Genomic DNA, 12,173 nt, shown 5'->3' with positions numbered 1-12,173 from the left:
GTAAAACCTAGGAAACTTTTTTTGTTTTTAAAGTTTCCTAGACTACTTTTGCCCCTCATTATGCGGGAAAAAATCATACACAAAGCAACGGAGCTGTTCATCAACCTAGGTTTTAAGAGCGTGACCATGGACGATCTTGCCAATGATATGGGCATTTCAAAGAAGACCATCTACTCCCATTTCAGGAACAAGACCGAACTGGTGGAAGAGGCAACCATGACCATGTGCGATATCATCACCAGTGGGATAGACCACATCGTTTCGCACCAAAAAGACCCTATTGAGGAACTTTATGAGATCAAAAAATTTGTCATGGTGCACCTAAAGGATGAAAAATCGTCCCCAGTGTACCAATTGCAGAAATATTATCCCAAGATCCACGAAGCCTTGAAACAAAAGCAATACGATTCCATGCATGGCTGTGTTGCCGAAAATGTAAGACGGGGCATGGAAATGGGGATCTATCGGGACAACCTCAACGTGGAGTTTGTGTCCCGGATCTATTTTTCGGGGGTGACCAGCATCAAGGACAACCGGCTGTTTCCCACAGAAATTTTCAGCAAGGCGCAGATTTTGGACTATTATCTGGAGTACCATCTCCGTGGCATCGTGACCCCGAAAGGAAGAAAAATTCTGAACTCAATCATCAATTCAAATCAAGAATAAATGCGAACAACCCTAATCACCCTTTTATTACTATTGCCCTGGCTTGCATCGGCCCAAGATACCATCCACAGTTTCAACATGGATGAGGCCATTGCCTATGCCTTGGAGCACAACTACAGTGCCATCAATGCCTCTCGGGACATTGAGGACGCCCAAAAGCAAAAATGGGAGACCATTGCGACGGGACTACCCCAGATATCGGGAGCGGTGAGCTATCAGAACCAGTTGAAGCAGCCCGTTTCCCAGATTCCTGCGGAATTCTTTGGCGGCGAACCGGGAACCTACCAGGAAGTGGTATTCGGACAGGCACAATCCATGTCCGCCACGGCCACATTACGCCAAAAGATCTTTGACGGATCCTACATTGTGGGCGTACAGGCCACCAAGACTTTTTTGGACTACAGCCAGAACAACAAGGAAAAAACGGAACTGGAAGTGCGGAAATCCGTAGTGGAGGCCTATGGCAATGTGCTGTTGGCCCAAGAAAGCGTCCTGATCTCCGAAAGGAACAAGGCCACTTTGGAAAAAAACCTCTATGAGACCAAGCGCATCTTCGAAAATGGTCTTGGGGACGAAGAGAGTGTGGACCAATTGCAGATAACGCTCTCCTCTGTTGACAACCAGTTGAAGAATGCCAGACGGTTGGAAAAAATCACCTTGCAGATGTTGAACCTGATGTTGGGAATCCCCATCGACGCGCCAACGGTCCTGACCGAAAATTTGGACGACCTTACCCAAAAGCAGATAGACCTAGGGTTATTGGATAGCGAATTCAATATAGCGAACAACATCGATTACAAATTGGCATTGAACCTGAACGAGCAGCGGGCATTGGAACTGAAGTTGGCAAAAAGCTACGCATTGCCCACCCTCAATGCTTTTGTGAACTACGGGGGAAATTCCTTCAGCAACGATTTCAACTTTTTGAGCAGTGGACAACAATGGTTCGGGTCGTCCATTTTGGGCGTGGACCTGAACATTCCCATCTTCAGTTCTTTGGGAAGAAGTGCCACCACCCAGCGGGCCAAGATAGCCCTGGAAAAGGCAAAGACCCAGTTCACCGAGGCCCAGGCACAGATCCGCCTTCAGTTGGAGAGTGCCAAGAGCGATTACATCCTTTCCATAGAGCAATATGGCACCTCAAAGGAAAATCTGGATCTCGCCGAACGTATCGAAAGGAAGAACCAAATCAAGTATGAGGAAGGATTGGCCACCAGTTTCGACCTGAGACAGGCCCAGACCCAATTGTACTCCACCCAGCAGGAATACCTGCAATCCATGGTAGATGTCATCAACAAGAAAATCGAACTGGAAAACATATTGAATCAATAAACACAAAAGAGAAAACCATTCCATCATGAAAAAAGCAATATATATAACATTTACAGCTGCGGTTCTTGCCTCCTGTGGGGGCGGAGGCAACAAGTCATTCGAAAATGTCCTTGCCAGTAAGGACATGGCTGCCATCCGTGCCAAACATGCTGAAATTTCCCAACAGCACAAAGCACTCGAAACACAGTTGAAGTCACTTGACTCCGCCATAGCCCTTCTGGACGACAGCGCAAAGCTGCCCTTGGTCACGGCTTTTGAGGCCAAGCCACGGCAATTTGACCACTATTTGGAGCTACAGGGCGATGTCACCACCAAACAGAACGTGCTCATCTACCCAGAAATGGCAGGCACACTGCAACGGGTGTATGTGAAGGAAGGACAGAAGGTGTCCAAAGGGCAACTATTGGCCACCATTGACGATGGGGGACTTTCCAGCCAATTGGCCCAATTGAAGACCCAGGCTGAATTGAGCCGAACCACTTTTGAACGCCAAAAAAGGCTTTGGGAGCAGAATATCGGTTCCGAGATCCAGTACCTTCAGGCCAAGACCAACTATGAGGCCCAGGAAAGCGCTGTGAAACAAATGGAGAGCCAAGTGGGCAAATCGTCCATCAGGGCCCCTTTTGATGGCATCATTGATGACGTGATCAAAGATCAGGGCAATGTGGTGGCCCCAGGTGCAGGATCCGAAGTGTTCCGCATCGTGAACCTTACCAACATGTACATCAACGTGGAGGTTCCCGAAAGCCATTTGCCCAACGTTACCCCAGGAAAGGACGTCAAGGTGTATTTCCCCGTATTGGGCGACAGTGTCACCACCAAGATCAGGCAGACCGGGAACTTCATCAACCCGAGCAACCGTTCGTACACGGCCGAAATCCCTGTACCCAGCCTAGGCGGCAAAATCAAGCCTAATCTAACGGCAAGGGTAATGATCAATGACTACACCAGTGAGAATGCCATCCTTATCCCCCAGAGCATCCTATCTGAAAATGCCGAAGGAGAGCAATATGTGTTCTTGGTGGATGCCGACTCCATTTCCTCCGAGCCCGTGGCCAAAAAAGTGGTCATCAAAACAGGGAAGACCCAAGGTGATTTTGTTGAGGTGCTTTCCGGAATCAATGACGGCGATGCCATTATTGACGAAGGGGCCAGAAGCGTGAAGGAAGGACAGAAAGTCAAGATAAAAAATTAGATAGCCAAAGCAATCCATCATTATGAGCAAACAAAAAAAACAAGTAGATAAGGAATTTGGCTTTTCCTCTTGGGCCATCGACAATAAGACGACGATGTATGTGCTGATGTTCGTCATCCTTATCCTTGGCGGCATGGCCTACTTCAGTATGCCCAGGGAAAGCTTTCCCGAGGTCAAGGAGACCAAGATATACATCAGCTCGCTCTATCCGGGCAATACGGCCGAGGATATAGAAAAACTCATCACGGACCCCCTCGAAGACCAATTGAAGACCGTGAGCAATGTGGTGGAGATCACCTCTACCTCCCAGGAAGACTACTCCATGATCATTGTGGAGTTTGACGAGAACATTTCCGTGGAGGGAGCCTTGCAAAAGGTAAAGGACGAGGTGGATTCCGAGACCGCAGGCGAGGATTGGCCCACCTTCAACGGAGCCAAGGTGGAACCCAATGTGTTCGACCTGAGCCTTTCCGAGGAAATGCCCATTCTCAACATCAACATTTCTGGGGATTATCCCGTGGACAAACTCAAGGAATATGGGGAATATCTGGAAGATGAGATCGAAAGCCTGATGGAAATCAAACAGGTGGACATCCGTGGTGCACAGGAAAAGGAAGTGGAAGTGGCCGTGGACATCTACAAAATGATGGCCGCCAAGATCAGTTTCAGCGACATCATCAACACCATCAACAATGAGAACATGACCACTTCCGCAGGTAACCTCATTACCAGCGGACAGCGAAGGACCATCCGGATCGTGGGGGAAATCGATGAACCCAAAGACTTGGAGAATTTCGTGGTAAAGTCAGAAAACGGCAACCCCACTTACTTGAGGGACATTGCCAAGATCACTTTCAAGGAAGAGGACAGGACCACCTATGCACGTGAGTTCGGTCACCCCGTAGTGATGTTGGACGTCAAAAAACGCTCGGGCAAGAACATGGTGGCAGCAGCGGAACAGATCCAGGTAATCGTTGACGATGCCGTAAAAAATGTGTTCCCACAAGATTTGACAGTGACCATTGCCAATGACCAATCTTCCATGACCATCGGGCAAGTGGACGATTTGGTGAACAACATCATCTTTGGTATCATCCTCGTGGTCACCGTACTGATGTTCTTCCTAGGGTTCAAGAACGCCCTTTTTGTTGGGTTTGCCATCCCTATGTCCATGTTCATGTCCCTGATGATCTTGAATGCATTGGGCTATACCATGAACACCATGATCCTTTTCGGGCTCATCATGGGATTGGGAATGCTGGTGGACAACGGTATCGTGGTCGTGGAAAATGTGTACCGACTCATGGATGAGGAAGGGATGTCCAGGACCGAGGCCGCCAAAAAAGGAATCGGGGAGATTGCCTTCCCCATCATCATTTCCACATTGACCACCGTAGCTGCATTCGTGCCACTAGGGTTATGGCCAGGTATTATGGGGCAGTTCATGATGTACTTCCCGATTACCCTGTCCGTGGTACTGGGCTCCTCCCTCTTTGTGGCCATATTCTTCAACTCCGTGCTGGTATCCAGGTACATGACCACGGAGGACAAGGAAATGCCCTTGAGACAGATTGTGCGCACAACGGTCATCATTTCGGCCATCGGTCTGCTTATCATCCTCTTTGGTGGAACCTATAGAGGACTTGGCACGGTGATGGTGCTGACGGCCATCATGCTATGGGTATATCGCCTCTTTTTGAGGGGGTGGGCCAACAGCTTCCAATTCAATATCCTGCCCAGATGGGAACGTTTTTACGAAAGGACTTTGCGATGGGCGCTGGCCAAAAGAAGACCCATTTTCATCGCCATAACCACCTTGGTATTGCTCGTGATCGCCTTCATGGGATTTGGGGCATCCGTAGGCAGCCAAAGAACCAAAGTCGAGTTCTTCCCGGACAATACCCCGAACCAGGTCATTGTCTATATTGAATACCCGGAAGGAACGGACATTGAAAAGACCAATGCCATCACCAAGGATATAGAAGATCGGGTGTACGCCATCATCAATTCGGAAGCCTATATGAACGGTGACTATAACTTCCTCACCGAAAGTGCGGTCTCCCAAGTGGGCGAAGGTGCCGGAAACCCACAAACAGATGGGGGCTCTGCTGCCGAAATGCCTCACCGCGGAAAGATTACCGCCACCATGCGTGAATTCAAATACCGGGAAGGTGCGGACAGTCAAGAACTTTTGCGCAAAGTGCAGGAAGACCTGAAGGATATTTATCCCGGAGTGGCCATTTCTGTGGAAAAAGATGCCGTTGGCCCTCCTGCCGGATACCCTATCAACATTGAGATTGAAGGGGATGACTATACCGAGCTGATCGTTACCGCCGAAAACATGCGGAACTTCATCAATTCCAGGAACATTCCAGGAGTGGATGAGCTCAAGATAGATGTGAACAAATCCAAGCCTTCCATGGTCGTTGCCGTGGACCGAAAGAAATCCGGCGAACTGGGCGTGGCCACTGGACAAGTGGGCCAACAGCTCCGGAATTCCATTTTTGGGGCAAAAGCAGGCATCTATAAAGAAGGCGGGGAGGATTATGACATTTACGTTCGCTTTAAGGAGGAAGATCGGTACAACACCAGTGCCCTTTTCAACCAAAGGATCACCTTTAGGGATGCCTCCTCTGGCCAGATCAAGGAAGTGCCCATTTCGGCCGTGGCCAATCAGGTGAACAGTACAGGGTTCAGTGCCATCAAGCACCGTGACGCCCGTCGGGTGGTTACCGTCTATTCGGCCCTGGCCCCCGGATACACCGATGCGGGAGCCATTGTGGGGAAAATCCAAGAAGAAATGAACGATTTTGAGGGGCTTCCTTCGGGCATCAAAATCGATTATACAGGACAGATCGAGGAGCAGAACAAACAAATGGCCTTTTTGATGGGTGCCTTTTTCACAGGTCTGGGGCTTATCTTTTTCATATTGATCTTCCAATTCAACTCCATTTCAAAACCGGGCATCATCATGCTTGCCATTTTCTTGAGCTTGATCGGGGTTTTTGGTGGATTGGTCGCCACAGGTAGTGCCTTCGTGATCATGATGACGATGATGGGCATCATTTCCTTGGCGGGAATCGTAGTGAACAATGGGGTGGTCTTGTTGGATTACACCCAGTTGTTGATCGATAGGAAAAAGGACAAGTTGGACATGGACGAGGATGAACTGTTGCCCATTGAAGACTTCACGGAAGCCGTGGTAAAAGGAGGCAAGGCAAGGCTACGACCAGTACTGCTCACAGCCATTACCACCATTTTGGGATTGATTCCCTTGGCCACTGGTTTCAACATCAACTTCTTTACCCTGATGGCGGATTTTAACCCGAACATTTACATTGGGGGGGACAACGTGATCTTCTGGGGGCCCTTGGCATGGACCGTTATCTACGGACTGTTCGTGGCCACGTTCCTTACGTTGATCGTGGTGCCCATCCTGTTCAGTTTGGTGTACAAACTGAAAATAAGGATCCAAAGGGCCAAGACAAGAAGGGAAGAACGCAAGAATGAAAAATTGGATACCGCCACTGCTTAGTGCAGCAAAGTAGGCATATAAAAAAAGCCCCGACCTTTCGTCGGGGCTTTTTTGTTCATCTTAAGTCCAAGTTATTTGTTCACGGAAACAACTTCGGACTGGCTCCAATCCTTTACGTTGACAATGCGGTTATCGGAAAAATCAACTTCGCGCAAAACATCTTCTTTCCAAAAGAACCACTTTCCGGTCTTCTTGCCATTGTCATACTTTCCAGCGGCCATCTTTTTGCCATTGGTATCAAACATAAGCCAATCCCCATGTAACTTTCCTTTCAGCATATAACCTGTCTGGGAAACTTCCCCGTTTTCGTGAAAATATGTGGCCTTCACCATTTTCCCCACTTTTTCCAAAGTCGGTTTTGTCTCCTGTGAAAACATACAGACCGAAAACATGACCGCTAAAAAAAATACAGCTTTCTTCATAGTATATGGGTTTTATAAATTCTTCATTACCAAAGGGTAACTACACAAAGTTATCTAAAATAGATTTCATAATAACATTTAAACAACAATTAATTTACATTAAGTTAACTTTAAAGTTATATATAGTTGATTTGCAGTTATTTATATAATAAAAGATAATTCAGGTTATCGTATTAAAAGGGTTTTTATCCCCAAAAAGGATGTTCCAATGTAAATTTAATGTTAAGAAATAGATCAAAAAACAACCTAAAACACCTGAAGCACCCATTATGCCGTATGGTCCAGAAATGAAGGGTCATGGACAGAAAATCGGTTTATCTCGCTATAAATATGTGGTTTCCTATTAAATTTGCCCTCTCATTAACAAACATCATGTATAGAAGCAATTCTTGTGGCGAACTAAGGGCGTCACACATAGGTTCAGAGGTTATTTTAAGTGGTTGGGTACACAAGCTACGGGACAAGGGTTTTGTGGCCTGGGTGGATCTGCGCGACCGTTACGGCATCACGCAATTGGTATTTGATGAGGAGCGCACTTCAAAAGAACTTTTGGAACAGGCCAGGGAACTGGGACGGGAGACCGTTATCCAGGCCAAGGGACAGGTCATAGAACGGGCCTCCAAAAACCCCAACATCCCCACAGGCGAGATTGAGGTATTGGTGACCGAACTGACCATCCTGAACACCTCCCTCCTGCCCCCCTTCACCATTGAGGATGATACCGATGGTGGTGAGGACATTCGCATGAAGTACCGTTATTTGGATATTCGCCGGAATCCGGTAAAAAATAATCTCATTTTCAGGCACAAGGTGAGCATGGAAGTCCGAAAATACCTTTCGGACCAAGGCTTTATCGATGTGGAGACCCCATATTTGATCAAATCCACCCCAGAGGGTGCCCGTGACTTTTTGGTACCAAGCCGAATGAACGAAGGACAATTCTATGCCCTTCCACAATCCCCCCAGACCTTCAAACAGTTGTTGATGGTGGGCGGCATGGACAAATATTTCCAGATCGTAAAATGCTTCAGGGACGAAGACCTCCGTGCGGACAGGCAGCCGGAATTCACCCAAATCGATTGTGAAATGGCCTTTGTGGAACAGGAGGACATCCTCAACACCTTCGAGGGACTCACCAAACACCTTTTGAAGGAAATCAAAGGTGTAGATATTCAGGAATTTCCAAGAATGACCTATGACGATGCCATGCGCCTTTATGGCAACGACAAGCCGGACATCCGTTTCGGGATGCAGTTCGGTGAACTGAACGCCGTGGCTCAGCACAAGGATTTCAATGTGTTCAACACTGCCGAATTGGTAGTGGGCATTGCAGTTCCCGGTGCATCGGAATATACCCGAAAGGAAATTGACGCTTTGATCGATTGGGTAAAACGCCCACAGGTCGGCGCCAAGGGCATGGTCTATGTAAAATGTAACGAAGATGGCTCCTACAAATCCTCAGTGGACAAATTCTACGACGAACAAGATTTGGCCAAATGGGCCGAAGTCACCGGGGCCAAACCGGGCGACCTCATCTTTGTGCTGTCGGGCGATGCCAACGTTACCCGTGCACAACTCAGTGCGCTCCGCATGGAACTGGCCACTAGGCTCGGACTCCGAAAACCGAATGAATTTGCCCCACTTTGGGTAGTGGACTTCCCACTGTTGGAACTGGATGAGGAAACAGGCACCTATCATGCCATGCACCATCCCTTTACCTCGCCCAAACCCGGTCAATTGGAGCTTTTGGAAACCAATCCCGGCGCGGTCAAGGCCAATGCCTATGACCTGGTGCTGAACGGGAATGAAATTGGTGGGGGATCCATCCGTATCCATGACAAGGAAACCCAAGCCACCATGTTCAAACATTTGGGCTTTACCCCCGAAGAGGCAAAAGCCCAGTTCGGCTTTTTGATGGATGCCTTCCAGTATGGTGCCCCGCCCCACGGTGGAATTGCCTTCGGTCTGGACCGTTTGGTTTCCATTTTGGGTGGACAGGAGACCATCAGGGATTTTATCGCATTCCCCAAGAACAACAGCGGAAGGGATGTGATGATAGATGCCCCTGCAACCATAGACAAGGCCCAATTGGATGAATTGAGCATTTGTTTGGCCAATAATAAGTAAATTAATACCGTGGGGGCTTTTTGAAACTTTGACAGATGGCACATAAAAAATCTTGGTTGACAAAATTTTTGGTATGGCGTGCCAAACACATCACCCATACTCAATTTGTTGCCATATTGAGCATATTGGTGGGGTTTACTTCGGGATTGGGTGCCGTGCTCCTGAAAAACCTTACCCATTTTTTTCAACACTTGATGAAGGGCAAATTGGTGCAGGATTACCACCATGCCTTTTATTTTGTTTTTCCCATCATAGGCTTGACCTTGGTGTACCTCATCATCAAATACATCATCCGAAAGAAAGTAAGCCATGGAATCCCGTCCACACTCTATGCCATTTCGAAAAGAAAGGGGGTCATCCCACGTTACCAGATGTTCGGCTCCCTGTTGACCGCACCGGTCACTGTAGGTTTTGGGGGATCGGTAGGGCTGGAAGGACCTACGGTGGCCACTGGGACCGCCATTAGTTCCAACATTGCCAGGGCATTGCACCTGAACCATGCCACCCGCATCCTGCTCATCAGTTGTGCCTCGGCAGGGGCATTGTCCTCGATATTCAAAGCTCCCATTGCCGCTATTGTGTTTGCCATTGAGGTCTTCAGTCTGGATCTGACCTTGGTTTCCCTTTTGCCCTTGTTGCTCGCATCGCTTTCGGCCATCATCACCTCTTATTTCTTTTTTGGCGACGATGCCCTCCTTGCATTCGATATCGTGGATGGTTTTAGTATATCCGATGTTCCGTATTATGTTGTCCTAGGGATCATTGGTGGCATCACTTCCATATATTTTTATGAAGCATACACCCGGATACAGAACATGTTCGACAAACTGTCGTCCCCCATTTCTAAATTGTTGTTGGGTGGTGTCGGCATCGGCATACTTTTGTTCTTGGTCCCGCCACTATATGGTGAAGGCTTTGATGCCATGAACAATCTTGTGCAAGGAAATACCAATGCCGTACTGGAAAACAACATCCTAAATTTGAATCTTGACAATGCCTGGGTCGTTATATTTCTGTTAGCAGGTCTCGTTATCTTCAAGATAATCGCCAGTGCCATGACCTTTGGTGCAGGAGGGGTTGGTGGCATCTTTGCCCCTACTCTTTTTATGGGGAGCCTTATGGGGAATTGTGTGGCCAAAATCATAAACCATGTGGGGATTTTCAAAGATGCGGTCTCGGAAAGCAACTTTACATTGGTGGGCATGACCGGGCTCATGGCAGGTGTACTCCATGCCCCCCTTACTGCCATTTTTCTGATCGCGGAAGTAACGGGAGGTTACGAACTCTTCATTCCATTGATGCTGACCGCTGCCATATCCTATGCTTTGGCACGATATGCCCATCCTCACTCGGTATATGCGGTACAATTGGCTCGGAAAGGGGAGCTACTCACCCACAATAAGGACCATACTGTGCTGATGCTCATGGAAATAGAAAAGGTCATTGAAAAAAACTTTTTGCCCGTTTTTCCCTCTATGACCCTTCGGGACCTGTTACACAACATTGTTACCAAATCCAACCGGAACATCTTTCCCGTGATAAGCGAAAAGGACGGTACACTTTTGGGCATCATTCTTTTGGACGACATACGGCCCATTATGTTCGACCAATCCCTTTACGATAAAATACTGGCCCGGGATGTGATGCACACCCCACCCAGCACCATAACTTTGGAAAGCGACAAGATGGCGGACGTGATGCAAAAATTCCAGGACAGTGGTGCTTGGAACCTTCCTGTCATCAAAGATGGGAAATACGTGGGCTTCATCTCAAAGTCAAAACTCTTGACGGCCTATCGCAGGGAATTGATCAATTACACGCAATGAAAATCAAATTGAAATATATCGTCCTTCTGGTCACTTTGGCCTCCATTGCTTCCATCATCTATGGCTTTTCCATCAAGGAAGACAACCCGAACTGGGGGCATAAATGCATAGGCCTGGGCACTGTGTCCCTCTTTTTTGTGGCCATGCCCCTCTTCTTGTTCAAAGAGAGTAAAGGGAAAAACATGAAAGATTATATGTTGACAAAGGAAAACATTATGAAAATGCAGGAAAAGGAGCGAAAAAAGACTGAAAATCAATAATTTTCTTAAGATTTAATATTCAATTCATCCATCGCTACCCAAAAAACTCTACTTTCGTGTTTTAACAAATATTTACATTAATGACTGGTACAGTAAAATTTTTTAATGGATCCAAAGGTTATGGGTTCATTACCAACGACGACACAGGAAAGGACATCTTTGTTCACGTTACAGCTTTGAACGGGGTGGAATTGAACGAAGGTGACAAAGTAGAATACCAAGAAGAAGACGGAAGAAAAGGAGTGGTTGCTGCACGTGTGCAAGTAATCGGATAACAACAATATTTTATTTTGATTTTTTGTAGAACCCTGGCAGTGTCAGGGTTTTTTATTTAATTCAAGTTCCTTCGCTGGATAAAGAACCTTTTGAGCAGTTCGGAGGCCTCATTTTCCATGACCCCTCCAAGAATCTCGGTCTTTGGATGCAGGTTCCCGCCTACCACATTGAACCCACGCTCCAGATCGGCCGCCCCATAGACCACTTTGGAAATCTGGCTCCAATAGAGTGCCCCGGCACACATTTGGCAAGGTTCCAAGGTCACATAGAGTGTGCACCCGTGTAGGTATTTGCCCCCAAGAAAATTGGATGCGGCCGTGATGGCTTGCATTTCAGCATGTGCCGTGACATCCCTTAGACGCTCGGTGAGGTTATGGGCACTGCCTATGATCCTGTTGTTCACCACCACCACGGCACCGACCGGCACTTCGCCGATCTCGAAGGCGGTTTCGGCCTGTTGCAGGGCCTTTTTCATGAAATACTGGTCATCAAACAGGTTCATTCGAAAAAAAAGTTGAAAAAATTCATTGAAGG

General features: G+C 47.6%; 10 protein-coding genes. 8 read left to right on the top strand and 2 right to left on the bottom strand.

Annotated elements, in window-relative coordinates:
* Positions 1-60 precede the first annotated feature (60 nt).
* From DB398_RS08195 to DB398_RS08180, 4 genes are read left to right on the top strand one after another with little or no spacing between them, the layout of a single operon-like run.
* Positions 61-666 (top strand): TetR/AcrR family transcriptional regulator, encoded by a 606-nt coding sequence (locus DB398_RS08195; RefSeq protein WP_108423913.1) that lies wholly within the window; start codon positions 61-63, stop codon positions 664-666.
* The gene (locus DB398_RS08190; RefSeq protein ID WP_108423912.1) at positions 667-1,998 is read left to right on the top strand and encodes a TolC family protein; all 1,332 of its coding nucleotides are present in this window, start codon (positions 667-669) and stop codon (positions 1,996-1,998) included.
* Between the two features lie 25 nt (positions 1,999-2,023).
* On the top strand, positions 2,024-3,193 hold the full coding sequence (locus DB398_RS08185; RefSeq protein WP_108423911.1) for an efflux RND transporter periplasmic adaptor subunit: 1,170 nt from the start codon (positions 2,024-2,026) through the stop codon (positions 3,191-3,193).
* 22 nt (positions 3,194-3,215) lie between these two features.
* Entirely contained in the window at positions 3,216-6,728 is a 3,513-nt protein-coding gene (locus DB398_RS08180; protein ID WP_108423910.1) for an efflux RND transporter permease subunit, read from the top strand.
* Between the two features lie 71 nt (positions 6,729-6,799).
* Here the strand turns inward: DB398_RS08180 and DB398_RS08175 are convergent, their stop codons facing one another.
* On the bottom strand, positions 6,800-7,150 hold the full coding sequence (locus DB398_RS08175; protein ID WP_108423909.1) for a toxin-antitoxin system YwqK family antitoxin: 351 nt from the start codon (positions 7,148-7,150) through the stop codon (positions 6,800-6,802).
* Between the two features lie 372 nt (positions 7,151-7,522).
* Between DB398_RS08175 and aspS the strand changes: the two genes are divergently transcribed.
* The 4 genes from aspS to DB398_RS08155 all read left to right on the top strand — a co-directional run bounded on the left by aspS (position 7,523) and on the right by DB398_RS08155 (position 11,638).
* On the top strand, positions 7,523-9,277 hold the full coding sequence (aspS, locus tag DB398_RS08170; RefSeq protein WP_108423908.1) for an aspartate--tRNA ligase: 1,755 nt from the start codon (positions 7,523-7,525) through the stop codon (positions 9,275-9,277).
* Between the two features lie 35 nt (positions 9,278-9,312).
* A complete protein-coding gene (locus DB398_RS08165) occupies positions 9,313-11,103 on the top strand; it encodes a chloride channel protein (RefSeq protein ID WP_108423907.1) in 1,791 nt (596 codons plus the stop codon).
* Positions 11,100-11,363 (top strand): hypothetical protein, encoded by a 264-nt coding sequence (locus DB398_RS08160; RefSeq protein ID WP_108423906.1) that lies wholly within the window; start codon positions 11,100-11,102, stop codon positions 11,361-11,363. The genes DB398_RS08165 and DB398_RS08160 overlap by 4 nt, the downstream gene beginning before the upstream one ends.
* An 80-nt stretch (positions 11,364-11,443) precedes the next feature.
* Entirely contained in the window at positions 11,444-11,638 is a 195-nt protein-coding gene (locus tag DB398_RS08155) for a cold-shock protein (RefSeq protein ID WP_108423905.1), read from the top strand.
* A 56-nt stretch (positions 11,639-11,694) separates the two neighbouring features.
* On the opposite strand, the gene DB398_RS08150 is transcribed toward DB398_RS08155, so the two are convergent.
* Positions 11,695-12,141: a nucleoside deaminase gene (locus tag DB398_RS08150; RefSeq protein ID WP_108423904.1), complete on the bottom strand. Its 447-nt coding sequence runs from the start codon at positions 12,139-12,141 to the stop codon at positions 11,695-11,697.
* Between the last annotated feature and the right edge of the window lie 32 nt (positions 12,142-12,173).

It is taken from the genome of Flagellimonas amoyensis, from assembly GCF_003058265.1.
GTDB lineage: Bacteria > Bacteroidota > Bacteroidia > Flavobacteriales > Flavobacteriaceae > Flagellimonas > Flagellimonas amoyensis.
Note: the sequence above shows the minus strand (reverse complement) of the source record. Positions and strands in the feature narration are given on the sequence as shown.